The organism is Azospirillum doebereinerae, assembly GCF_003989665.1.
Lineage (GTDB): Bacteria > Pseudomonadota > Alphaproteobacteria > Azospirillales > Azospirillaceae > Azospirillum > Azospirillum doebereinerae.
This window is the reverse complement of record NZ_RZIJ01000018.1, coordinates 33,378-57,986: the sequence shown is the minus strand read 5'-3', so window position 1 is coordinate 57,986 and position 24,609 is coordinate 33,378. Positions and strand designations below refer to the sequence as shown.

The 24,609-nt window shown below is 71.1% G+C and carries 20 protein-coding genes; 15 read left to right on the top strand and 5 right to left on the bottom strand.

Features of this window, described 5'->3' with window-relative positions; genetic code table 11:
- Positions 1-37 precede the first annotated feature (37 nt).
- Together EJ913_RS20865 and EJ913_RS20860 are read right to left on the bottom strand one after the other, a co-directional pair.
- Positions 38-3,163, bottom strand: a complete 3,126-nt coding sequence (locus EJ913_RS20865; protein ID WP_127001471.1) for an efflux RND transporter permease subunit — start codon at positions 3,161-3,163, stop codon at positions 38-40.
- A 4-nt stretch (positions 3,164-3,167) separates the two neighbouring features.
- Positions 3,168-4,340, bottom strand: a complete 1,173-nt coding sequence (locus EJ913_RS20860; RefSeq protein ID WP_127001469.1) for an efflux RND transporter periplasmic adaptor subunit — start codon at positions 4,338-4,340, stop codon at positions 3,168-3,170.
- 260 nt (positions 4,341-4,600) lie between these two features.
- Between EJ913_RS20860 and EJ913_RS20855 the strand changes: the two genes are divergently transcribed.
- Positions 4,601-5,677, top strand: coding sequence for a lytic transglycosylase domain-containing protein (locus tag EJ913_RS20855; RefSeq protein WP_238519773.1), 1,077 nt, complete (start codon positions 4,601-4,603; stop codon positions 5,675-5,677).
- Positions 5,678-5,686: 9 nt separating this feature from the next.
- Here EJ913_RS20855 and EJ913_RS20850 read toward each other — a convergent pair whose 3' ends face one another.
- Entirely contained in the window at positions 5,687-6,808 is a 1,122-nt protein-coding gene (locus EJ913_RS20850) for a hypothetical protein (RefSeq protein ID WP_127001467.1), read from the bottom strand.
- Positions 6,809-7,437: 629 nt separating this feature from the next.
- Here EJ913_RS20850 and EJ913_RS20845 point away from each other — a divergent pair.
- The 14 genes from EJ913_RS20845 to EJ913_RS20780 all read left to right on the top strand — a co-directional run bounded on the left by EJ913_RS20845 (position 7,438) and on the right by EJ913_RS20780 (position 21,943).
- On the top strand, positions 7,438-8,586 hold the full coding sequence (locus EJ913_RS20845) for an HlyD family secretion protein (RefSeq protein ID WP_127001465.1): 1,149 nt from the start codon (positions 7,438-7,440) through the stop codon (positions 8,584-8,586).
- Positions 8,583-10,196, top strand: coding sequence for a DHA2 family efflux MFS transporter permease subunit (locus EJ913_RS20840; protein ID WP_127001463.1), 1,614 nt, complete (start codon positions 8,583-8,585; stop codon positions 10,194-10,196). The genes EJ913_RS20845 and EJ913_RS20840 overlap by 4 nt, the downstream gene beginning before the upstream one ends.
- A 109-nt stretch (positions 10,197-10,305) precedes the next feature.
- Positions 10,306-10,965 (top strand): cytochrome c3 family protein, encoded by a 660-nt coding sequence (locus EJ913_RS20835; RefSeq protein WP_127001461.1) that lies wholly within the window; start codon positions 10,306-10,308, stop codon positions 10,963-10,965.
- Positions 10,962-13,889 (top strand): TAT-variant-translocated molybdopterin oxidoreductase, encoded by a 2,928-nt coding sequence (locus EJ913_RS20830; RefSeq protein WP_127001459.1) that lies wholly within the window; start codon positions 10,962-10,964, stop codon positions 13,887-13,889. Before EJ913_RS20835 ends, EJ913_RS20830 begins: the two co-directional genes overlap by 4 nt.
- A gap of 4 nt (positions 13,890-13,893) precedes the next feature.
- Positions 13,894-15,303: an NrfD/PsrC family molybdoenzyme membrane anchor subunit gene (gene nrfD, locus EJ913_RS20825; RefSeq protein ID WP_127001457.1), complete on the top strand. Its 1,410-nt coding sequence runs from the start codon at positions 13,894-13,896 to the stop codon at positions 15,301-15,303.
- Positions 15,300-15,836, top strand: coding sequence for a DUF3341 domain-containing protein (locus tag EJ913_RS20820; RefSeq protein ID WP_127001455.1), 537 nt, complete (start codon positions 15,300-15,302; stop codon positions 15,834-15,836). Before nrfD ends, EJ913_RS20820 begins: the two co-directional genes overlap by 4 nt.
- Positions 15,833-16,360: a c-type cytochrome gene (locus tag EJ913_RS20815; protein ID WP_127001453.1), complete on the top strand. Its 528-nt coding sequence runs from the start codon at positions 15,833-15,835 to the stop codon at positions 16,358-16,360. The genes EJ913_RS20820 and EJ913_RS20815 overlap by 4 nt, the downstream gene beginning before the upstream one ends.
- On the top strand, positions 16,357-17,370 hold the full coding sequence (locus EJ913_RS20810) for a hypothetical protein (protein ID WP_127001451.1): 1,014 nt from the start codon (positions 16,357-16,359) through the stop codon (positions 17,368-17,370). Before EJ913_RS20815 ends, EJ913_RS20810 begins: the two co-directional genes overlap by 4 nt.
- On the top strand, positions 17,357-17,722 hold the full coding sequence (locus EJ913_RS20805) for a hypothetical protein (RefSeq protein ID WP_127001449.1): 366 nt from the start codon (positions 17,357-17,359) through the stop codon (positions 17,720-17,722). Before EJ913_RS20810 ends, EJ913_RS20805 begins: the two co-directional genes overlap by 14 nt.
- Positions 17,719-18,489 (top strand): thioredoxin domain-containing protein, encoded by a 771-nt coding sequence (locus EJ913_RS20800; protein ID WP_127001447.1) that lies wholly within the window; start codon positions 17,719-17,721, stop codon positions 18,487-18,489. Before EJ913_RS20805 ends, EJ913_RS20800 begins: the two co-directional genes overlap by 4 nt.
- Positions 18,486-19,457 carry a c-type cytochrome gene (locus tag EJ913_RS20795; RefSeq protein WP_127001445.1) on the top strand — a complete coding sequence of 324 codons (972 nt, stop codon included), beginning with the start codon at positions 18,486-18,488 and terminating at the stop codon, positions 19,455-19,457. Before EJ913_RS20800 ends, EJ913_RS20795 begins: the two co-directional genes overlap by 4 nt.
- Positions 19,454-21,115: a cytochrome c oxidase subunit I gene (locus tag EJ913_RS20790; RefSeq protein WP_127001443.1), complete on the top strand. Its 1,662-nt coding sequence runs from the start codon at positions 19,454-19,456 to the stop codon at positions 21,113-21,115. Before EJ913_RS20795 ends, EJ913_RS20790 begins: the two co-directional genes overlap by 4 nt.
- Complete coding sequence (locus tag EJ913_RS20785; protein ID WP_127001441.1) at positions 21,112-21,666, top strand: cytochrome c oxidase subunit 3; 555 nt, start codon at positions 21,112-21,114, stop codon at positions 21,664-21,666. The genes EJ913_RS20790 and EJ913_RS20785 overlap by 4 nt, the downstream gene beginning before the upstream one ends.
- Positions 21,667-21,673: 7 nt before the next feature.
- Positions 21,674-21,943: a cytochrome C oxidase subunit IV family protein gene (locus EJ913_RS20780; protein ID WP_127001439.1), complete on the top strand. Its 270-nt coding sequence runs from the start codon at positions 21,674-21,676 to the stop codon at positions 21,941-21,943.
- Between the two features lie 375 nt (positions 21,944-22,318).
- On the opposite strand, the gene guaA is transcribed toward EJ913_RS20780, so the two are convergent.
- Both guaA and EJ913_RS20770 read right to left on the bottom strand, forming a co-directional pair.
- Positions 22,319-23,902: a glutamine-hydrolyzing GMP synthase gene (guaA, locus tag EJ913_RS20775; protein WP_211099018.1), complete on the bottom strand. Its 1,584-nt coding sequence runs from the start codon at positions 23,900-23,902 to the stop codon at positions 22,319-22,321.
- A 36-nt stretch (positions 23,903-23,938) separates the two neighbouring features.
- Positions 23,939-24,517, bottom strand: a complete 579-nt coding sequence (locus tag EJ913_RS20770; RefSeq protein WP_127001435.1) for a GNAT family N-acetyltransferase — start codon at positions 24,515-24,517, stop codon at positions 23,939-23,941.
- Between the last annotated feature and the right edge of the window lie 92 nt (positions 24,518-24,609).

The window sequence follows — 24,609 nt, the reverse complement described above, 5'->3', positions numbered from 1 at the left end:
GACGGGAGAGGGCAATGTCGGCGTCCTTGCAGGGAAATCACTCCGCCGGCAACCCCTCCGCGTCCGGATCCTTGTGGGCGAAGCGGCGCTTGAAGCGGCGCGACAGCCCGTCGAGATAGGTCAGGATCACCGGCACCACCAGCAGCGTCAGGATCGTCGAGGAGATCAGCCCGCCGATCACGGCGTGCGCCATCGGCGCCCGCTGCTGCGCCCCCTCGCCGAGGCCGAGCGCCAGCGGGATCATGCCGAAGATCATCGCCATGGTGGTCATCACGATGGGGCGCAGGCGGACGGTGCCGGCCTCGATCACGGCGGCGTGCAGGTCCGCCCCCTTGGCGCGGGCTTGGTTGGCGAAATCCACCAGCAGGATGGCGTTCTTGGTCACCAGACCCATCAGCATGATGAAGCCGATGGCGCTGAAGATGTTCAGCGTCGATCCCGCCACCAGCAGCCCCAGGAACACGCCGACCAGCGACAGCGGCAGCGACACCATGATCGCCAGCGGTTGCAGGAAACTGCCGAACTGCGAGGCGAGGATCAGGTAGATCAGGATCACCGCCAGCGCGAGCGCCTGCGCCGCGTAGCCGCTGGTCTCGGCGATGTCCTTGGTCGAGCCGCCGAAGACGATGCGGTAACCGGGCGGAAGCTCCATCTTGGCGATGGCCGACTGCAAGTCCTTGCCGGCGTCGCCCGCCGCCCGGCCCTGGACGTTGGCGGCGACGTTCACCTCGCGTTGGAGGTCGCGGCGGTTGATCTGCGAGGCGCCGAGCGTGGTGCTGACCGCGCTGACCTGTGATAGCGGCACCATGCGCGGCGTGCCGTTGGCGTCGAGCCCGCCGGCCAGATAAATGCGGTCGAGGTCGGCGCGGCCCAACCGGTCGCCCTCGCGCAGGCGGACCAGCACGTCGTAGCTCTCGCCGTCCGGCGCCTTCCAGCTCGACACCGTGTCGCCGGCGAAGAGCGGGCGCAGGGTGTCGGCGACTTGGGCGGTGCCGATCCCGAGGTCGCTCGCCAGATCGCGGTTCAGCCGCACCGACAGGGTCGGTTTGGCGGCCTTCAGGCTGCTGTCCACGTCGACGAAGCCGGGAATGCCCTGCATGGCCTCGGCGACCCGGCGGGCGATGCGGTCGAGTTCGGCGATGTCGCGGCCCTGAACCGACACCTGGATCTGCTTCTGCACGCCGCCGACGCCGGGAATGGCGATGCCGACGGTGACGCCGGGGATCGCCGACAGCCGCTCGCGCAGCAGCGGGGCGAGGTCGTTGGGCGAACGCTTGCGCGTCTCGATGGGCGCGTAGCGGATGTAGACGCTGCCCCGGTTGCGCCCGACCGACACGCCGGTGTTGACCGTGGCGTAGGTGTAGGCGACCTCGGGAAACTCGCGGATCGCCGCCTCGACCTGCCGGATCTTCGCCGCCGTGTAGTCGAGCGAGGAGCCGACCGGCGACTCCATCTCGACGATCTGCTCGCCGAGGTCGGCGGCGGGGACGAATTCGACGCCGATGCGCGGGACCAGCAGGAAGCTGCCGAGGAAGATGACCAGCGCCACCAGCAGCACCAACCAGCGTCGCCGCAGCGCCCAGCCCAGCACGCGGCCATAGCCGCGCGCGACGCGGTCGAAACCGCGCTCGAAACCACGGGCGAAGCGGCCGAAGACCCCGCGCCCGTGCCGGCCATGCGCCGCCGGGTCGTACCAGACGCTCGACAGCATCGGGTCCAGCGTGAAGGACACGAACAGAGAGATCAGCACGGCGGCCGAGACGGTGACGCCGAATTGCAGGAAGAAGCGGCCGATGATGCCGCCCATGAAGGCGACGGGCAGGAAGACCGCGACGATGGTCAGCGTCGTCGCCAGCACCGCCAGCCCGATCTCCGACGTGCCGTCGAGCGCCGCCTGCCGGTGGCCCTGACCCTTGCCCAGATGGCGCATGATGTTCTCGCGCACCACGATGGCGTCGTCGATCAGGATGCCGATGGCGAGCGACAGCGCCATCATCGTCATCACGTTCAGCGTGTAGCCCAGCGCCGCCAGCACCCCGAAGGTGCCGAGCACCGCCACCGGCAGCGTCAACGCCGTGATGACCGTGCTGCGCCAGGATCCCAGGAACAGCATGACGATCAGCACGGTCAGCGCGCCGCCCTCCACCAGCGTGCGCTGGACGTTGGTCAGCGAGTTGGTGATCCCGCGCGAGCTGTCGCGCACCACCTCCATCACCACGTCGGAGGGCAGGGCGCCGGACTGCTTCAGTTCCTCGATGGCGCGGTAGAGGCCGCGCGCCACCTCCACCGTGTTGGCGCCCTGGACCTTGACGACGTCCACCGCCAGCGCCGGCTCGCCGTTGAACAGCGCCAGGGAGTCGCGCTCCTCCTGGCCGTCGATCACCTCGGCGACCTGCCCCAGGCGGACCGGGGCGGCGCCGCGCCGGGCGACAATCAGGTCGAGCAGTTGGCGCGGCTCGACCACCCGCCCGTCCACCTGGACGACGCGCTCGGCCCCGCGGCCGGAGACGGTGCCGGCCGGGCGGTCCTGGTTCTCGTTGGTGACGGCGCGGATCACCTCGTCCACGCCGACGCTGAGCGCCTCCAGCTTTTCCGGTTTCAGGCGGATCTGGATCTGGCGCTTCACCCCGCCGGCGATGGTCGCCTTGCCGACGCCGCGCACGTTCTGGAGGCGCTTCAGCACGATCTGGTCGGTCAGCGTCGTCAGGTCGCGCAGGGGGCGGATCGCCGACTTGACCGCCAGCGACAGGATCGGCTGGTCGTCCGGGTTGAAGCGGGTGATCTGCGGGTCCTTCACCTCGTCCCGGAAGCCGGCGCGGATCGCCGAGACCTTCTCGCGCACGTCCTGCAGGGCCTGGGCGGAGGCGGTCTTCAGGTCGAACTCGGCGATGACGACCGATTGGCTCTCGTAGGAGCGCGAGGTCAGCGTCTTGATGCCGGCGATGGTGTTGACCGCGTCCTCGACCGGGCGGGTGACGTCGGTCTCCACCGTCTCGGGGCTGGCGCCGGGGTATTGGGTGGAGACGACGACGATGGGGAAATCCACGTCGGGAAACTGGTCCACGCCCAGCCGGTTGTAGGAGAACAGGCCCAGCACCATCAGCGCCACCATCATCATGGTGGCGAAGACCGGGTTGTCGACGCTGATGCGGGTGATCGGCATGGGGTCAGGTCCCCCCGGAGTCGGCGCCGACCACGGTAGCGGGCCGGCCGGCGGTCAGGCCCGGCAGGTTGCCGGTGACGACGCGGTCACCCTCGGCCAAGCCGTCGACCTGGACCAGATCGCCGCGCGACCACACGGCCCGCTTTGTGACGGGGCGGCGCTCGGTCTTGCCGTTGGCGATCACCAGAGCGTGGTCGCCTTGGGCGTCGTGGCGGACGGCGACCGGGGGCAGGGCGAAGGCGCCGTCCGCCTCGGCCACCAGCGCCTCGCCGCTGGCGAACATGCCGCCGCGCAAGGAACCGTCGGCGTTGTCCAGCCCGACATAGACCGGGATGGCCCGCGAGCCGGCCCGTGCCACCGGGTTGATGCGGTCGATACGGCCGGCGAAGTCGCGCTCGCCGAAGCCTTCCACCCGCAGCCGCACGGTCTGGCCGGTGCGCAGCCGGGCGACCTCGTCGGCGGGGACCGTGGCCTCCACCTCGACGCGGGAGAGGTCGACGACGGTGAACAGCGCGGCGTTGACCGCCAGATTCTCCCCCGGATTGACCGAGCGCGCCGCCACCATCCCGTCGATGGGGCTGAGCACCACCGCGTCGCGCAGTGCCTTGCGTGCCAGCTCGACCTGGGCGGCCAGCGCCGCGACCTGGGCCTGCTGGAACTGGAAACTGCTCTGCGCCTGATCGAGGTTGGTGTCGGAGACGATGTTCTTCTGGTGCAGGGTGACGCTGTTGGAGCGGGTCTTCTCGGCCAGCACCAGCTGCGCCCGCGCGCCCTCCAGATTGCTGAGTTTCTCGTTCAGCCGGGCGGTCAGGTCGGCGGTGTCGAAGCGGGCGAGAAGCTGGCCCTTAGCGACGGGCTGCCCCTCGCGCACCGCGACCTCGACCAGCTTGGCGGCGACCTCGGCCTTGATCGCCGACTGCTCCATCGGCGCGACCGATCCGCTGAGCCGCACCGTCTCCGCCAGCCGGCGGGGCAGCATGCGCGTGACCTCCACCGCCGACAACTCGACCGGCCGTTCGGCCGGGGGCGGGGGGGCTTGCACCGCCGTGGCCTCGCCGGCGCTGCGGGCGCGCCAGACGGCGCCCGCGCCGGCCAGCGCCGCCACCAGCAGGAGCAGCCACAGCCAGCGGAAACGGCGGGTGGGGGCGGGGGTGTCGGTCAGGGTGGGCGCGGTCATGAAGAGCCAAGGTCCTGCTATGATCCCCTCAAGTAGGAGGGGGATCGATGTTCCGTCAAGGTTCTCATCAAGCTGGACTTACCGGATAAGAAAAAATCGCTGGGGATTTGCCGAAAATCCATATTGCCAAGCCCGAGTAAAGCTGGCTTTTGATGCCGTCCTAAGCAACGGCCGTGTTGTCGCTTGACAGGGCCGGGCTCTACATCGAAAAAGCGAAGCAACACTTTCGATCCCCGCGCCAACAGCACGGAAATCCCGACGTGGTCAAACGACATCTCGCGACGATCCCCGCCGCCGGTGCCTTGCTGTGCCTTGCCCTCGGGCTGGCCGGCTGTGCTGGCGAGGCGCCGCAAGTGGCCAGCGCCCCCGTGGCGGAGGCCTCCTACGTCCCCGATCCCAAGGATCCGCTCGGCCGCTGGGTTCCCCTAATCCGCGAGGCGTCGGAACGCTACGACATGCCGGAGAAGTGGATCCGCGCGGTCATGATGCGGGAGAGCAACGGACGCGCGACGGTGGCGAGCGGCAAGCCGCTGACCAGCTCCGCCGGGGCCATCGGGCTGATGCAGGTGATGCCCGGCACCTACGAGCTGATGCGCTGGCAATACGGGCTGGGACCGAACCCGGCCGACCCGCGCGACAACATCATGGCCGGCACCGCCTATCTGCGCGAGATGTACGATTTGTTCGGCGCGCCGGGCTTCCTGGCCGCCTACAATTGCGGCCCGGCCTGCTACGCCGGACATCTGGCCGGCAAGCAGAAACTGCCGCGCGAGACTCGTCAATACATCGCGGCGCTGACCCCGGTGTTGCGCGGCTCGGCCCCGCGCGAACCGTCGCAGTCGGTCGGCGCGTCCGCCATCGAAGTTGCGGTGGTGCCCGCCGACGCGCCGAGGTCGGCGAAGTCGTCCGGCGAGGTCGTGGTCGCCTTGGCGGTGGAACCGCCGCCCGCCGCTCCGGCGGCGGTCCCCGTGGCGCCCCCGGTGGTGGCCGTCGCGCCGCCGGCTCCGGTCCCTGCTATCGTCCCCGTCACGACGGCGGTCGTCGTCGAGCCCAGGCGCATGGACCCGAAGTCGGCTCCCGCTCCCGCCCCGGTGGTTCTCGCCAGCGCCGCGCCGGCCCCGCGTTCCGAACCCGCCAAGCCGGTCGCCACGGCGCGCACGGCCCCGGCGAAGCCCCGTTCGGTGGAGACGCAGGTCGCCGAGGCGCTGCTGTCGCCGCCGCCCGCCGCGAGCGGCCAGCGGGTGGTCATCCGCTTCGTGTCGCAGGGCGCCAACGGCTGCGGCAGCCTGAAGGGGAGCAACGCCTGCATGACCCTGGCCGCCGGGGCCGGCATGTAGGTCGGCGCCTCACCTAGCCGGTGTCGGGTGGGAGCGGAACAACCGTCCGACGCTGTTGCGGAACAGCCAGCGGACGGCCCGCGCCGTGCGCCGGAGGATGGACAGGGCCATCAAGGCCCCGATCAGGAACGAGAGCGTTCCGGCGACCGCCGCGACGATGGCGCCGACCGCCGCCATCGACAAAGTCACCGCGCCCGCCGCCACGCCGAGCAGAGCCCGGCCGGTGAGGCGCAAGGCTCCGCTCACCGGCTTTCCCAGCAGCTTCGCGGCGCGTTCGGCGTTGCGCAGGTCGGTCACGCCGTCGACGTGCCGCAGGATGGACAGCGTCCGGGCCGGCGAGGTGGCCGCGCCGATCTCGCCCAGCGACGCCATCGTCCGCCGGATCGCCGCGCCGTCCACCCGGGCGGCGTGACGGCCCGCCGCCGCCGCCAGCTCGTCCATGCGGTACCAGGGGATGCCGGCCACCGCGCGCCGGAAGGCGGGGATGTCCACGGCGCGCAGCACGATTCCGCCCATTTCCGCCTGGAACTTCGCGGTCAGCTTTCCGGTCCGCCGCGCCAATTTCGTCAGCGAAAGGCCGGCCTTGGCGGGCAGGGCGCTTCCCATCGTCGCCACGGTTCCGGCGGTCAGGGCGACTCCGGCGATGGACAGGCCCACGGTCAACTCGTCGATGGCTTCGCCCTTCGCCATCTTCGACGCCTCGCCGGCCAGATCCCGCACGTCGCCGACGACCGTCAGGTCGGACGCCAGGGCGGCGGCGACCCCGACCGGGTCCTCCCCCTCGCCGGTCGCGAAGCCGAGCGCGGCCCGCTTTGCCGCGCGCATCGTCGCGTTCCAGCCGGAGGTCTCCTCCGTCCAGCGCCGGCGCAGGGCCGGATCGACCGGAACGCCGATCAGGTCGGCGACCTCCAGGTACTCCTCCGCCTCCTCCGGCGCGTCGCGGTCGAGGGCCGAGGCGATCTCACGCTCCAGCCGCTCACGGGGAGCCGCCGCGCGGATCGTGGCGAGGAGGTTGGAGCGGACCTCAGCGTCGGTCGGCGGCGTGTCGGTTTCGGTCAGGAGGTAACCGCCCATCCCAACCAACAGAGTCAGGAGGCCGCCCACCATCGCCCAGCGCCCCAAGGCCGACATGCGTTCGCTTCCCCAGGTTCCAAGGCCGAGTGCCGCCAGATTGTCCGAGCGCCGACAAGCCCGGCCTCGGGCCTGCACCAACGGTGCCCGCGCGGCTTTGGCGCGTTCGATCTGGGCATATGTGTGTTCCGTGTGCCCGGATCGTCAAGCGGTGGTCTGAAAATGCTCAAAGTGGATGTCGGTGTTGAGAATCGCTGGTCGGGACTGGCGTCGCCGTCCGCTTCGGCTGGATGCCAGCCGTTCTTCCACTTCAGCCAAGCCAGAAGCCCGGCCAGACACCGACGGGCTCGTTCGTTCCGCCCCCGCCCGTGTGTTCAAGCGATGCTGGAAGTGGAAAGCCGCCATCCTCCGCCGACGCATGCCCGATAAGGCTGTGGCCGACATGGTCCAGGAGGCGCCGGCAGAGACCCCCGGCGGTGCTGGCCGGGCTTGAACCGACTGATCCTGCGCCCCGTTGCGCCGGCCACGGCCCTCCAGGCCGGCCGCCGGCTTTCCAGTCTTTTGAACCGCATGGTGCAACGCAAGGGGGAGATGCGGTGTTTCGCGCTGGGGGCGGTGGTTCTTGCCGCCCGAAAACAGCGCCGCCCCCGTGGCGACGGTCCGGAAACATCGCCCAGGAGCGTCACACCATGCCCGACGACCAGCAGCGCAACGACAGCGCTGCCGCCCCTCACAACCAGGAGATCCGTCACAGCGAGGTTCAGGACGGCGGCGGGCAGGCCAGCCGCAAGGAGCCCGAGCCCAGGAAGCCCGGCTTCCTCCGGCGGCATCCTCTGGCCATCGTCGCCGGCCTCGTGGCGGTCGCGCTGCTGGCGGTGGCCGGCTACGTCTACTGGCTGCGCAGCATCCACCCCTACGAGACGACCGACGACGCCTTCATCGATTCCCGCCAATTCTCGGTCGCGCCGAAGGTGGCGGGCTACGTGACGGAGGTGGCGGTCGGCGACAACCGCCACGTCGAGGCCGGCGCCGTGCTGTTCCGCATCGACCCGCGCGATTACCAGAACGCGGTGGAGCAGGCCCAGGCGCAGATCGAAGCGGCGCAGGCCGCGATCAACGGCATCGACGCCCAGACCGCCGCCCAGCGCGCCCAGATCGACGAGGCCAAGGCCGAGGTGTCACAGGCCGAAGCCGCCGTCACCTTCGCCAAGGAGGACGCGGCGCGCTACCGCGACCTTCAGCAGCGCGGGTCCGGCACCGTCCAGCAATCCCAGCAATCGACCTCCAACCTGCAACAGCAGGAGGCCGGCCTCGCCCGCGCCAACGCCGCCGTCATCGCGGCGCAGCGGCAGGTCGGCGCGCTCGACGCCCAGCGCGCCAGCGCCGTCGCCGACCGCGTCCGCGCCCAGGCGCAGCTGGCGCAGGCGCAGTTGAACCTGTCCTACGCCACGGTGACCGCCGCCCAGCCGGGCCGGATCGTGCAGCTTTCCGGGGCGGTCGGCCAATACGCCCAGGCCGGGCAGAGCCTCGCCATGTTCGTGCCCGACGACGTCTGGGTCACCGCCAACTTCAAGGAGACCCAGATCACCGACATGCGGCCGGGCCAGCCGGTGGCGATCCGCATCGACGCCTATCCGGCCGAGACGATCACCGGCCGGATCGACAGCGTCCAGCCCGGCTCCGGCACCGCCTTCTCCCTACTGCCCGCCGAGAACGCCACCGGCAACTACATCAAGGTGGTCCAGCGCATCCCGGTCAAGATCACGGTGGACCGCTGGCCCGACGGGCTGGCCATCGGCCCCGGCATGTCGGTCGTGCCCAAGGTGACCGTGCGATGAGCGCGGCGGCGGAAGCGGCCGGGGCAGGGGGCGGGGCACGGGGCGGGTTCGACCCGGCCCAGAGCGCCGCCGGGGGGCGCAACCCGTGGCTGATCGCCATCGTGGTGTCGATCGCCACCTTCATGGAGGTGCTGGACACCACCATCGCCAACGTCGCCCTGCGCTACATCTCCGGCACCCTGGCGGTCAGCGCCGACGAGGCGTCCTGGGTGGTGACCTCCTACCTCGTCGCCAACGCCATCGTGCTGACCGCCAGCAGCTTCATCGCCAAGCGCTATGGGCGCAAGCGCTTCTACCTCGCCTGCCTGGGGCTGTTCACCGTCAGCTCGCTGATGTGCGGTTTCGCCTGGAACCTGCAATCGCTGCTGTTCTTCCGGGTGCTCCAGGGCTTCGCCGGCGGCGGGATGGTGCCGGTCTCCCAGTCGATCCTGGCCGATTCCTTTCCGCCCCAGAAGCGCGGGCAGGCTTTCGCCATCTTCGGCATCGCGGTGGTGGTGGCGCCGGTGGTCGGTCCGACGCTGGGCGGCTGGCTGTCCGACAACGTGTCCTGGCACTGGTGCTTCCTGATCAACGGCCCGGTCGGGGTGCTCGCCTTCGCGCTGGTCGCCCTGCTGGTGCAGGAGCCGAAATCGGCGGTCGAGGAGCGCGCGGCGCTGAAGCGCCGGGGCGTCCGGCTGGATCTGGTGGGGTTCCTGCTGGTGGCGACCTTCCTCGGCTCGCTGGAGGTGGTGCTGGATCGCGGCCAGACCGAGGACTGGTTCGGCTCGGGCTTCATCATCCTGTTCGCGGCGCTCTGCGTGTTGGCCTTCTGCCTGATGATCCCGTGGGAACTGACGCGCGAGAACCCGATCCTCGACCTCCGCATGGTGGCGACGCGGCAGTTCGGCTCCTGCTTCGTGGTGATGATGGCGACCGGCGCCATCCTGATCGCGACAACCCAGTTCCTTCCCGAACTGCTCCAGCGCTATTACGGCTACACCGCCACCTGGGCCGGGCTGGCACTGTCGCCGGGGGGCGTGGTGACGATGGGCATGATGCTGGTGGTCGGCCGGCTGTCGAGCCTCGTCCAGCCGAAATACCTGATCGCCGCCGGGGCGGCCATCGTGGCGATGGCCATGTACGACCTGACCAACCTGTACGGCGACTCCACCTTCTGGTTCTTCGCGTGGTCGCGCATCTACATCGGTTTCGGGCTGCCGCTGATCTTCATTCCCATCACCACCGCGTCCTACGACGGCATTCCGCGCGAGAAGACCGACCAGGCCTCCGCCCTCATCAACGTGGCGCGCAACGTCGGCGGCTCCATCGGCGTGTCGGTCGCGCAGAACGTCCTGGCCTATCGCGAGCAGTTCCATCAGAGCCGGCTGGTCGAGCACGTCGTTCCCTCCAACCCCGGCTTTCAGCGCCTGATGGAGCAGGCCACCACCCACTTCGCCGGGGCCGGCGGCGGCGCCGTGGCGGCGCAGGGGCGGGCCATCGGCTATGTCGGGCAGCAGATCCAGGCGCAGACCGCCTATTGGGCCTACATCGACGTGTTCTTCGCGCTGATGCTGATCTCGGCCTCGGCGGTGCCGCTGGCGCTGATCCTGAGGAGGGTGAAACTCAAATAGGCGCCCGTACCGAAAAAGCGGGGGCTTGGCCGTGGAACCTTCCCCCGCCCCGCGGCGTTTGGGAGGGGCGGTCGGCGCGGCCGCCACGAGAGACCGGGAACCAGCCGGCATGGCCCAACTGTTCTCACCCGCCGCCGATCTTCGGCTGAGGCTGTTCCTGGTCCTGATGGCGCTGGGGATTCTCGGGCTGTTCCTGGGGGCCGGGGAGCTCATGAACTCCGATTGGGTCACCGGGCTGGGCATGCCGTCCGTCGCCCAGCCGGTGCCGTTCAGCCACCGGCACCATGTCGGCGGCCTCGGCCTGGATTGCCGTTATTGCCACACGAGCGTCGAGACGGCGGCCAGCGCCGGCTTTCCGCCCACCCACACCTGCATGACCTGCCATTCCCAGATCTGGACCGGCGCCGCCATGCTGGAGCCGGTGCGGCGCAGCCTGGCCGAGGGCAGGGCGCTGCGCTGGCGGCGGGTCAACGACCTGCCGGACTTCGTCTATTTCAACCATTCGGTCCATGTCGCGCGCGGTGTCGGCTGCTCGACCTGCCACGGGGCGGTGGACCGCATGCCGCTGGTCGAGAAGGCGCACAGCCTGACCATGGGCTGGTGCCTGGACTGCCACCGCGACCCGGCCCCGGCGCTGCGCGACCGTTCCGACGTGTTCGCCATGGACTGGACGCCGCCGCCCGATCAGCGGGCGCGCGGGGAGGCGCGCATGCGGACGCTGGGAATCCACCCCGAACGCCTCGACGACTGCGGGCTGTGCCACCGATGACGTCCCGTTCCCCCTCCCTGCCGCCCGACCTCGCCGCCCTGTCCGAGCGTCTCGGCCAAGCCGACGGACGGCGCTTCTGGCGCGTGCTGGAGGAGGCCGCCGACAGCGCGCCCTTCCAGCGCTATCTGGCGGCGGAGTTTCCCGGCTTCGCCCTGCCGGAGACCGGACGGCGCGGGGTGCTGCGGGCGATGGCGGCGTCGGTGCTGCTCGCCGGGCTGGGCGGCTGCGGCCCGGAGGAGGCGGTGCCCTACGTCGTCCAGCCCGATGGCGCCGTGCCGGGACGCCCGCGATTCTACGCCACCGCCATCCCCTTCGAGGGCCACGTCCAGCCGGTGCTGGCGCAGACGCAGGAGGGGCGGCCGACCCGCCTGGACGGCAACCCCGACCACCCGCTGTGGCGGGGCATGGCCAACCCGGCGGCGCTCGACCCGATCACCCAGGCGGCGGTGCTGCAACTCTACGACCCCGACCGCTCCCCGACGCCGCGCTACCGCGACCGCCCGGCCGGCTGGGATGCGCTGGTCCGCGCGGTGGAGGAACGCTGCGCCTCCTGGGCCGCCGATGGCGGGCGCGGGGTGCGGCTGCTGACCGGCCCGCTGTCCTCGCCCACCCTCCGGCGTCAGATCGCGGGGCTGCGCGCAAAGTTTCCGGGCTTGCGCTGGCACAGCCACGACCCGCTGGGGAGCGACGGGGTCGAGGCCGCATCGGTGCTGGCCTTCGGCCGTCCGCTCACGGTCCACCGCCGGGTGGAGCGGGCCGGTCTGGTGGTCAGCCTGGAGGACGATTGGCTCGGACCCGGCCCGGCGCAGCTTCGCGACGCCGGTGGCTGGGCGGCCCGGCGCCGGGGCGGCGAGGGGAGGCAACGCCTGCTCATCGCGGAAAGCGCGCCGACCATGACGGGCGCCCAGGCGGACCGGCGGCTGGCGGTCGCCTCCGCGCGCGTCCCGCTGCTGGCCTGGGCGCTGGGCCGCGCGCTGGGCGTGGCGGGGGTGGAGGGCGACGCGGTGCTGGGCGAGGCCGAACGGGAGTGGGTGCACGCCGCCGCCGAAGGCTTGCGCACCGCCGGACCGCGCGGGCTGGTCACGGCCGGGCCGTTCCTGCCGGTCGCGACGCAGGCCTTGGCCCACCGCATCAACCACGCGCTGGGGACCGGCGCCATCATTCACACCGCCCCGATCCTGGCACGGGGCGAGTCCTTGGCCGATCTGGTCGCGGACATGGAGCGCGGCGTGGTCGGCGGCCTGATCCTGCTCGACACCAACCCGGCCTACGACGCGCCCGAGGCCGGGACCTTCGCCGCCGCGCTGGAGCGGGTGCCGTTCCGCCTGCACGCGGGCTCGCACGCCGACGAGACGGCGACGCTCTGCCATTGGCACGCCCCGCTCGCCCACCCGTTGGAAAGCTGGAGCGACGGCCGCGCCGTCGACGGCACCGCCAGTGTCGTCCAGCCGGCCATCCGTCCGCTCTTTGGCGGAAAGTCCGTCCACGCGGTGCTGGCCCTGCTGACCGGCGAGCCGTCCGCCGACCCCTTCGCCGACCCCTTCGCCCTCGTCCGCGCGACCTGGGACGGGCTGGACGACGCGGCGTGGCGGGAGGCGCTGGACCGTGGCTTCATCGCCGGCACCGCCGAGGCGGAGGTCGCGTCGACGCCACTCGACACCGCCTTGCCGCCGCCGGTGGCGGAGACCTCCGCCCTGGAGGTGACGATCCGGCCCGACCCCAACCTGCGCGCCGGGGCGGCGGCGAACTGCGCGTGGCTCCAGGAACTTCCCACCCCCGTCGCCAAGACCGTCTGGGGCAACCACGCCGCCATCGCCCCGGCGCTGGCCCGCGCCCAGGGGCTGGCCGACGGCGACGAGGTGGAACTGGCCGTGGGCGAACGCCGCCTGCGCCTGCCGGTCCTGGTGCAGCCCGGACAGGCGGCGGACAGCGTCGCGCTGACGCTCGGTCACGGGCGCCGCCGCGCCGGGCGGGTCGGCGACGGGGTTGGGGTGGATGTGGGGCCGTTGCGCAAAGCCCCCTCCCTCTGGACGCGGACCGGGGCCACGCTGACCCGCACCGGCGGGCGCTCCGCCATCGTCACCACCCAGCGCCACCACGGGATGGGCGAGGCGGAGCCGATCCGCTTCGTCACGCCGGACCGCCCCGCGCTCCCGCCCATCGACGAGGCCCCGCCGAGCCTGCACCCCGACAGGCCGTCCCCCGGCATCGCCCCCGCCAACGCCTGGGCGATGGCCATCGACACCGATTTGTGCATCGGCTGCAACGCCTGCGTCACCGCCTGCCAGGCCGAGAACAACACGCCGCCGGTCGGGCGCGAACAGGCCGAGATGGGCCGGGTCATGCACTGGCTGCGCGTCGATTCCTACTACGAGGGGCCGGCGGAGGACCCGGCCATCCATGCCCTGCCGGTCCCCTGCATGCAGTGCGAGAAGGCGCCCTGCGAAATCGGCTGCCCGGTCAACGCCACCGTCCACAGCCCCGACGGCATCAACGAACAGGTCTACAACCGCTGCATCGGCACGCGGACCTGCTCCAGCTACTGCCCCTACAAGGTGCGGCGCTTCAATTTCTTCGAATACGCCAAGCCGCGCGATCCGCTGACCGCCGCGCAGTACAACCCGGAGGTCACGGTGCGCGCCCGTGGCGTGATGGAGAAGTGCAACTACTGCATCCAGCGCATCGCCCGCGCCCGCCAGGACGCCAAGCGCGACGGGCGGGATCCGGCCGCTCTCGCCGTGACCACGGCCTGTCAGGCCGCCTGCCCGACCCAGGCCATCGCCTTCGGCGACAAGAACGACCCGGCCAGCGCCGTCGCGCAGGCCCGCCGCGATCCCCGCGCCTACGCCCTGCTGGAGGAGGTCGGCACCCGCCCGCGCACCACCTACCTCGCCAAGCGCCGGCCCGGCGCCGGGGAGGGCTGAGGCGATGAGCGCCGACACGCCCTCGACCCCGCACCGCACCTTGCCGCCCGGCCTGACCGACCGCTCGGTGACGGCGGAGATCACGGCCCCGATCCGCCGCCCGCCAATGCCGCGCGCGTGGCTCGCCCTGCTGGCGGTCGGCGGGGCGGGGGTGGCGCTGCTGGCGGTGTCGGTGTTCTGGCTGTTTTATCAGGGGGTCGGCATCTGGGGTATCAACATCCCGGTCAACTGGGGCCTCGCCATCGTCAACACGGTCTGGTGGATCGGCATCGGCCACGCCGGGACCTTCATCTCGGCGGTGCTGCTGGTGACCGGGCAGCCCTGGCGCAACTCGCTGAACCGCTTCGCCGAGGCGATGACCCTGTTCGCCGCGAGCTGCGCCGCCCTGTACCCGCTGCTGCATCTGGGGCGTCCCTTCTACTTCTACTGGGTCTTTCCCTATCCCAACGTGATGCATCTTTGGCCCCAGTTCCGCAGCCCGCTGGAATGGGACATGTTCGCCTTCTCCACCTATCTGACGGTGTCGCTGGTGTTCTGGTACGTCGGCATGATCCCCGACATGGCGGCGCTGCGCGACACCACCCGGGGACCCGGCCGGCGGGTCTTCTACGGGCTGCTGGCGCTGGGCTGGCGCGGGTCGGCGGTGCATTGGGCGCGCTGGCGCCGGGCCTATGTCCTGCTGGCGGCCATCGCCGTGCCGCTGGTGGTGTCGGTGCATTCGGGCGTGGCGATGCTGTTCGCCGGCGGGCCGGTGGCGGGCTGGAACAACACGATCTTCCCGCCCTATTTCGTGCTGGGCGCGGTGTTCTCCGGCTTCGCCGTGGTCATCCTGCTGGCCATCGTCCTGCGCGCCGCCTTCGGCTTCGGCGATCTGGTGACGGCGCGCCACATGGATCTGCTGGGGCAATGGCTGCTCGCCACCGGGCTGATGACCGGCTACGGCTATCTGATGGACGCCTTCTCGGCGTGGTACGGCGGCGATCCCTTCGAGGTCGGGACCTTGCTCGACCGGCTGTCCGGCGATTACCGGGTCAGCTATTGGGCGGCGGTGTTGCTGAACTTCCTGCCGCTGCAACTGCTGTGGTGGCCGCGCGCGCGGGCGTCGATGCCGCTGCTGGCGACGGTCGCGGCGTCGGTGGTCGTCGGCATGTGGTTCGAGCGCTTCATGCTGGTGACCGGCACGCTGTCCAAGAGCGACCTGCCGAGCGCCTGGGGCGAATACACCCCCAGCGTCTGGGAATGGACGCTGTTCGCCGGGCTGATCGGCTTCTTCCTGTTCGCCTTCTGCCTGTTCGTCCGCTTCTTCCCGGCGATCCCCATCGCCGAGGTCAAGGAGGTGCTGCGCGAGGACCGGACCGCCGCCGACCGGACCGCCGACGCCGGAGCCGCCGACCGGGGAGCGCCGCCGGCATGACCGACACCCTGTACGGCCTGATGGCGGAGTTCGACGACGCCGACGCCCTGCTGGCCGCCGCGCGCCGGGCGCGCGCCGCCGGCTACCGCCGCTTCGACGCCTACAGCCCGATGCCCATCGACGGGCTGGGGGAGGCGGTCGGTGCCCGCACGGCCCCGGTCGCGTGGCTGGCGCTGGCGGGCGGCGCCCTCGGCGGCGGGGGCGGGCTGTTCATGGAGTGGTACGCCAACGTGGAAAGCTACCGGCTCGACATCGGCGGGCGGGCGCTGGCGGCGTGGCCGGCCTTCGCGCTGCCCGCCTTCGAGCTGTCGGTACTCGGCGCCTGCCTGTCCGCCGCCCTCGGCATGCTGGCGCTGAACGGGCTGCCGCGCCTGCACCACCCGGTGTTCGAGGTGCCGCGCTTCGCCCTGGCCCAGGTGGACTGCTTCTTCTTGTGCATCGAGGCGGCCGACCCGCTGTTCGATCCGGAGGGCTGCGCCGCCTTCCTGGCCGGCTGCGGGGCCGCGCGGGTGAGCGAGGTGCCGGCGGCATGAGGGCTCCGTTCCTTCTCCTGGCGCTGCTGCTCGGCGCCTGCGACCAGCGCATGGTCGAGCAGCCCAACCACCGCCCCTACGACGCGGCCCCCGGCTTCCCGGACGAGCGCGCCATGCAGCCGCCGCCCGAGCACAGCGTCGCCCGCGACGAGGCGCCGGAACGCGCCGTCCTCGCCACGCGGCCGCCGATGAGCGCGGCCCTGCTGGCGCGCGGGCGCGAGCGCTTCGACATCTACTGCTCTCCCTGCCACGGCACCGATGGGGCCGGCCGGGGGATGATCGTCCAGCGCGGCTTCCCCAGCCCGCCCAGCTACTTCGACGAGCGGCTGCGCGCGGCGCCGGACCGGCATTTCCTCGACGTCATCGCCGACGGCTACGGCGCCATGTACGGCTACGGCGACCGGGTGGCCGCCGCCGACCGCTGGGCCATCCTGGCCTACATCCGCGCCTTGCAGACCAGCCGGAGCGTCGCCGTGGCCCGGCTGCCCGACGCCCCGCGCGCCCGGCTGGAGGCGGTGCCATGACCGCCGCGCGGTGGACCGGCCCGGCCCTGCTGCTGGTGGCGGCCTTGGCCGGCGCCCTGCTGGCTCCGCGCGCGGCGCTGGCGGCGTGGCTGGCGGCGCTGATGGTCTGGGTCTGGCCGGCGGTCGGCGCGCTGGCCCTGCTGCTGATCGACGGCCTGTTCGCCACCGGGTGGAACGCCGCCTTCCGCGACGCCCTGTCCCGGCTGACGCGGCTTCTTCCCTGGTTGGCGCTCGGCTTCCTGCCGGTGCTGGCGGGCATGGCCCTGCTCTATCCCTGGGTCCGGGGCGGCGGCCCGTCCGGCTGGCTGGCGCCCGGTTGGTTCGTGGCTCGGGCGGTGCTGGTGTGGGGAGCGTGGGCCGGGCTGGGGCGTTTCGCCACGGTGGGGCGGCCCCGGAACCGGGGCGCCGTGGCCTTCGCGCTGATCCTGCTCGCCCTCTCCGCCACGGTGGCCGCCATCGACTGGATGATGTCGCTGGAGCCGGGATTCGTCTCCGCCGCCTACGGTCTGCTGCTGCTGAGTGGCGGCCTGCTGGCGGCCTGCGCGGCGGCGCTGCCTCCCGCCTTGCGGGCGTCGCCGGACGCTCCGGAGCGGTCGCGGGGAGCGCTGGGGGCGTTGCTGCTGGCCCTGGCGATGGTGTGGGCCTACCTCGCCTTCATGCAGTATCTGGTGGCGTGGTCGGGGAATCGGCCGGCGCTCGCGGGCTGGTACCTCCTGCGCGGCGAGGGGCCGTGGCTCTGGCTTCTCGTTGGTGCGGTGGCGGCGCAGGCGGCGCTGCCCTTCCTGGCGCTGCTGTTTCCGCCGGTCCGCTCGGCGCGCCGGCCCCTGGTCGCGCTGGCCGGACTGATCCTGGCCGGTCACGCCCTCGACACCGCGTGGCTGGTGCTGCCGGCGTTCCAGGAGATGTGGAAGGCGGCGCTTCCGCTGGCGTTCGTGTTCACGTTCGGGCTGGGCTGGATGGTTCTGGGCGGCCCGGTGCCGGGGAGGGTGGTGCGTCATGGCCGCGCCTGATACCGCGCCTGACGATACCGCGCCGGAGACGGCGGAGGTCCCCGCCGGACGGATCGCGCGGATCGGCGCGCTTCTGCTGGGCGTGGTGGCGGCGGTGCTGCTGCTGTCCTGGGGGACGCTCCGCCTGTTGGACCGCTGGGACGTCCGTCCCGCCTCTTCCCCCCTGGCCCGGCAGACGCTGGAGGCGCCGGAGCCCCGCCTGCAAACCGACGAGGCCGCCGACCTCGCCCGCCTGCGCGCGGCGGAGGACGCGGAGCTGCATCGGCTGGCCTGGGTCGACCGCAAGGCCGGCCTCGCCCGCATCCCCATCGAGGACGCCATGGACCTGCTGGCACGGGACGGCTGGCCATGAGGGCGGCTCCTTGTCTTGCCCTGCCCATTCTGCTCGCCCTGGCCGGATCGGTGGATGCCGCCCCGCCCATCCCCGCCGACTTCGCGGTCGAAGTGCCGCAGGACGCGCGGGTGCCGGCCGGGGCGTGGTTCCAGGAGGGCGGCGCCCCGCTCCAACTGTCGGCGCTGCTCGGCGGGCCGCCGGTCGTGCTGGCGCTGGCCGCCTACCGCTGCCCCAACCTGTGCGGCGTGACGCTCGACGGCGCCTTCGCGGCGCTGGCCGACACCGGCTTGCGCGGCGGCGCGGCGTACCGCGTGGCGGTCGTCGGCCTCGATCCGGCGGAGCGGGACGCCGACACCGCTCCCGTCCGCGCGGCCGCCGCCACGCGCGGCCTCGACCCGGCGGCGGTCCACACGCTGACCGGCGGCGATCCGGCCGCCGTGGCGCAGGCGGTGGGGTTTCCCTACCGCTGGGAGGAGACGCTGGGGCAGTTCGTCCACCCCGCCGGCCTGTTCGTGCTGACGCCGGACGGCCGGGTGTCGCGCTGGATCGGCGGCGCCGGGTTCGAGCCGCGCGACCTCCGTCTGGCCCTGGTCGAGGCGGGGGAGGGCAGGGTCGGCACGCTGACCGACCGCCTGCTGCTGCTCTGCGCCCATTACGACCCGGTCCGGGGACGCTACGACGGGCTGGTCGTCGGCGCCTTGCGCTGGGCCGGCGGCGGGGCGGCGCTGCTGCTGGCGGCGGGGGTCGGCGGCGCGCTCCTGCGGGAAAGGAGGCGGCGCGCATGAGCATTCCGCTGTGGCCCCGCGCGGCCTCCTTCTACGCCGACCGGATCGACCTGCTGGTCGTCAGCTTCAGCGCCCTGCTGCTGTGCCTGGCGGTTCCGGTGTTCGTCGCGATCCTGTGGTTCGCCGTCAAGTACCGGCGCGGTTCGCCGGCCGAGCGCGGCGGGCCGGTCAAGCGCGAGGCCGGCATCGAAGCCGCCTGGATGGCGATCCCCTTCCTGCTGAGCCTGGGCTTCTGGTTCTGGGCGGCGGAGTTGTTCTTCGTCCGCTCCACCCCGCCGCCGGGCACGCTCGACATCACGGTCGTCGGCAAGCAATGGATGTGGAAGGCGCAGCACCCCGGTGGGCAGAGCGAGATCGACACGCTGCACGTCCCGGCCGGGCAGCCGGTGCGGCTGCGGATGACCTCGCAGGACGTCATCCACAGCCTGTTCCTGCCCGAGCTGCGGCTGAAGCAGGACGTGCTGCCCGGCCGGACGACCGAGCTGTGGTTCCAGGCCGACCGGCCGGGGACCTACGCGCTGCGCTGCACCCAGTTCTGCGGCACCGACCACGCCACCATGGGCGGCGAGCTGGTGGTGCTGCCGCCGACCGGCTACGCGGATTGGCTGTCCACCAGCGCCGTCGAGCCGACCCTGGCGCAGGAGGGGGCGGCGCTGTTCCGCCGCCTCGGCTGTTCGGGCTGCCATGGCAGCTCCGGAGGGGGCGGCGCCGGTGGGGGCGGCGGCTCCGCCGTGCGGGCGCCCGATCTGGGCGGCATCTACCGGCTGCCGCAGCCGCTGGCGGACGGCGGCACCGTGATCGCCGACGAGCGCTACCTCCGCGACAGCATCCTCGATCCGGTCGCCCAGGTCGTCGCAGGCTACGAGCCGGTGATGCCGTCCTTCGCCGGCAAGCTGGAGGAGGCCGACCTGATGCGCCTCGTCGCCTACATCGCCTCGCTGAAACCCCCGTCCGGAACGACGCCATGACCGCAACCAGCACCGATCCGGGCACCGGCACGGGCGCCGCGCGCGCCGCCTTCGACCCGCGCCCCTACACCGCCGCCGGGCACACGCTGCGGTCCTGGCTGACCACCACCGACCACAAGCGCGTCGCCATCCTCTACCTGATCGCCATCACCGGCTTCTTCGCGCTGGGCGCCGTCGGCGCCGTGCTGGTGCGGCTGGAACTGGCGACGCCGCGGCCGGACCTGCTGAGCGCCGAGACCTACAACCGCGCCTTCACCATGCACGGCATCGTCATGGTGTGGTTCTTCCTGATCCCGTCGATCCCCAACGTCTTCGGCAATTTCCTGATCCCGCTGATGATCGGCGCGCGGGACCTCGCCTTTCCCCGGCTCAACCTGCTGTCCTGGTACATCTATGTGCTGGCGGGGCTGTTCACCATCGTCACGCTGGTCAAGGGCGGGGTGGACACCGGCTGGACCTTCTACACTCCGCTCAGCACGCAGTTCGCCAACGGGCATGTCCTGCTGGCGGCGGCGGGGGTGTTCACCGCCGGCTTCTCGTCGATCCTGACCGGATTGAATTTCATCGTCACCATCCACACGATGCGGGCGCCGGGGATGACGTGGTTCCGCCTGCCGATCTTCGTCTGGTCGCATTACGCCACCTCGATCCTGCTGGTGCTGGCGACGCCGGTGCTGGCGATGGCGCTGATCCTGATCGTCGCCGAGCGCGGCTTCGGCGTCGGAATTTTCGACCCCCGTCTGGGCGGCGACCCGCTGCTGTTCCAGCACCTGTTCTGGTTCTACAGCCACCCCGCCGTCTACATCATGGTGCTGCCGGCCATGGGGGTGGTGACGGAGCTGATCTCCACCTTCGCCGGGCGGGCGGTGTTCGGCTACCGCTTCGTCGCCTACGCCTCGCTCGCCATCGCGGCGCTGGGCTTCCTCGTCTGGGGGCACCACATGTTCGTGTCCGGCCAGTCGATGTACGCCAGCGTCGTCTTCTCCTTTCTCAGCTTCCTAGTGGCGGTTCCCTCGGCGGTGAAGGTCTACAACTGGGCGGCGACGCTCTACCGGGCCGAGATCCGGTTCACCGCGCCGCTGCTCTACGGCCTGAGCTTCATCGGGCTGTTCGTGTTCGGCGGGTTGACCGGGCTGATCCTGGCCAGCCTCGCCCTCGACGTCCACGCCCACGACACCACCTTCGTCGTCGCGCATTTCCACTATATCATGGTCGGCGGCGCCGTGACCGCCTATCTCGGCGCCATGCATTTCTGGTGGCCGAAGATCACCGGGCGGCTCTACCCCGACGCCTTGGCGAAGCTGTCCGTCCTTCTCCTCTACGTCGGCTTCAACCTGACCTTCTTTCCGCAATACATCCTGGGCTGGCTCGGCATGCCGCGCCGCTATCACGAATATCCGGCGGAGTTCCAGGTCTGGCACCTGCTGTCCACCGCCGGGGCCGGGCTGCTGGCCTTCGCCTATCTGCTGCCGCTGGTCTATCTGCCCTGGTCGCTGCGCTGGGGCCAACGGGCCGGCCCCAACCCATGGGGCGCCACCGGGCTGGAATGGCGCGTGCCCTCGCCGCCGCCCACCCACAACTTTGATCGCATCCCGACCGTGACCTGGGAGGCCTACACCCCCGAGGCGACGGCCGAAACCAAGGACACGCCGCCATGACCGGCCGCACCGGCGCCGGGCCGGGGACGACGGCATCGCCCGGCCAGCTGGGCCTGTGGCTGTTCCTGTCCACCGAGGTCATGATGTTCGGCGCGCTGCTTCTCGCCATCACGCTCGCCCGGCTGGGGCGGAGCGGGGCCGCGCCCTTCGACAAGGGGCTGGGGGCGGCCAACACGGCGATCTTGCTGACCAGTTCGCTGCTGGTCGCCGTGGCGGTGGAGCGTTCGGGACCATGTTCCGGGCCAGGTCGTGCCCGGCTTCCGCTGGTGGGAGCGGCGGCGCTGGGGGTGGCCTTCCTGGCGGTGAAGGCGGTGGAGTACCGCGCGGATTTCGCCAAGGGGCTGGTGCCGGGGCCGGATCTGTTCGTCAACCTCTACTACGTCGCGACGGCGCTGCACGCCGTGCATCTGACCATCGGCGTGGCTCTGCTGGCGGGGTTGGCCCTGGTCCGCCCCCAGCCGAGTACGGTGGAGGCGGCCGGGCTCTATTGGCATTTCGTCGATCTGGTCTGGGTGTTCCTCTACCCGGCCCTTTACCTCGTACCGGGATGACACGACAATGGATCGCAGACTTAAGGGGCTTCTGACGGTTTGGCTCCTGCTGCTGGCGCTGCTGGGCGCCACCTTCGGGCTGTCCTTCCTGCCCTGGGGGGCGTGGGGCAACGCCGCCAGCCTGGGGATCGCGGCGGCCAAGGCGGCGCTGATCGTGACGGTCTTCATGCGGCTGGGCGCGTCGCAGCCACTGGTGCGGCTGGCGGCGGGAGCCGGGCTGTTCTGGCTGACGATCCTGATGGCGCTGACGCTGGCGGATGTCCTCACGCGCGTCTGAGCCGAGGTGATCCGGTTTGGCTGGACAGGTTGGCTGCAAAAATAAGCTGAACCGCCCCAGATTTCCTGGAGGCCTCGTTAGTGCCTTGATCGCCGCATCGGTCAGCGTTCCATCCCGCCGCTCAAAAAGTACCGCCCGGCGGCTTTTTTAGAGACTTGTATCAGGAAAATCGGCGCTTAATCAAAGGCTTGCATCAAAAAAACACCGTCAGGAGACACGGTTCCTGACGGTGCTTTTGATTTTCGCGATCGTCAATATGGGCGGGGATCGTCAGACACGATCACTGCCCATCGATAGGTGATGGCGGAAAGTTTTTTATCAGTGAGTTACGGCGTCTCTCAGTCTGGTTTCGGATACCGCTCGAAGCGGCGTGAATCACTCCCACTCGATCGTGCCGGGCGGCTTGCTGGTGATGTCGTAGACCACACGGTTGACGCCGCGCACCTCGTTGACGATGCGGTTCGACACCCGCGCCAGGAACTCGTGCGGGAACTGGAACCAGTCGGCGGTCATGCCGTCGGTCGAGGTCACCGCGCGCAGCGCCAGCACATGGTCATAGGTGCGGCCGTCGCCCATCACGCCCACCGTGCGCACCGGCAGCAGCACCGCGAAGGCCTGCCAGATGGCGTCGTAGAGGCCGGCGTTGCGGATCTCCTCCAGATAGACCGTGTCGGCCTTGCGCAGAATCTCCAGCTTTTCCGGGGTGATATCGCCGGGGATGCGGATGGCCAGCCCCGGACCGGGGAAGGGATGGCGGCCGATGAAGGCGGCGGGCAGGCCAAGCTCACGGCCGAGCGCCCGGACCTCGTCCTTGAACAGCTCGCGCAGCGGCTCGACCAGCTTCAGCTTCATGCGGTCGGGCAGGCCGCCGACGTTGTGGTGCGACTTGATCGTCACCGACGGGCCGCCGGTGAAGGAGACGCTCTCGATCACGTCGGGATAGAGGGTGCCTTGGGCCAGGAACTCGGCGCCACCGATCTTGTGGCTCTCCTCGTCGAAGACCTCGATGAACAGGCCGCCGATGATCTTGCGCTTCTGCTCTGGGTCGCTGACCCCGGCCAGCTTGCCGAGGAACAGGTCCGACGCCTCGCGGTGGATCAGCGGAATGTTGTAGTGGTCGCGGAACAGGGTCACGACCTCGTCCGCCTCGCCGGCCCGCATCAGGCCGGTGTCCACGAAGATGCAGGTCAGCTGGTCGCCGATCGCCTCGTGGATCAGCACCGCCGCGACCGAGGAATCGACGCCACCCGACAACCCGCAGATCACCTTGCCCTTGCCGACCTGGGCGCGGATCTTCTCGATGGCCTGTTGCTTGAACGCGGCCATCGTCCAGTCGCCCTTGATGCCGGCGACGCCGTGGACGAAGTTCGCCAGCAGCTGCGCGCCGTGCGGGGTGTGGACGACCTCCGGGTGGAACTGCACGCCGTAGAAGTGGCGGGTGTCGTCGGCGATGACGGCGAAGGGCGCGCCGTCGCTGACCGCCACCGCGCGGAAGCCGGGGGGAATCGCCGTGACGCGGTCGCCGTGGCTCATCCACACCTGCTCGCGCGAGCCCAGATCCCACAGACCGTCGAAGAGCGCGCAGGGCTCCTTGATCTCGATGAAGGCGCGGCCGAACTCGCGGTGGTCGGAGCCGGAGACGGCGCCGCCCAACTGGTGACACATGGTCTGCTGGCCGTAGCAGATGCCCAGAACCGGAACGCCCAGTTCGAAGACCGCCTGCGGAGCGCGCGGGCCGTTCTCCTCGGTGACGGAGGCCGGGCTGCCGGACAGGATTACCGCCTTCGGCGCGTAGGCGCGGATGCGCTCCTCGCTCATGCCGAAGGGGTGGATTTCGCAGTAGACGCCGCTCTCGCGCACCCGGCGCGCGATCAGCTGGGTCACCTGCGACCCGAAATCGAGAATAAGGACGCGCTCGTTGGACAGGGCGTGAGCGGAAGAGGCGGCAGCGGTCGACATCGACGAATCCTGATGCGGGGGACTCAAGTCCCGTGTCTACCGCACCTCCGGTCCCGCCGACAAGCGTGCAAGCGGGGCCAGGTCGCGCCAGCCATAGGCGATCTCCATCAATTGCGCCCCGGCGAAGCGGATCGGCCGCTCGGCGACGCGGCTACCCCCTAGCCTTTCGTAGAACCAGCGCGACGGGTTGTCGCGCAGGCACCACAGCCCGGCGGAGCGCACGCCGTCGGCCATCAGCCGCTCGGCCATCGCCGCCATCAGCCGGCGTCCGACGCCCAGCCCCTTGGCTTCGTCCAGCAGGTAGAGCGCGTGGACCTCCCCGCCATAGCCGTCCACCGTCGCGCGCCGCGCCCCGTAGGAGGCGATCCCGACGATGGTGCCGGCCGGCGCCACGAGGCCGCCGGTGTCCACGGCGACGAAGGCGCCCTGGCCCGGACCGCGCGCTTCCGCGACCGAGCGCCAGCGGGAGGCGGCGGCGGGTTCCGACAGGTTGACCAGGAAGGGGGTCGGGATCAGGCCGGGGTAGGTCGAGCGCCAGCTCTGCACGTGCACGGCGGCCATGCCGTCGGCGTCGGCGGCCTGCGCCTCCCGAATGGTGATTGCGGTGTCCGTCATCAGCCGTCCCTCCCCATCGTGATCCATCCCTCTTCAGTTTGGATGAGGCGGGCGGGAAGTCCAGATGGAAAAGGCGGGATGGCGCGGAAGAC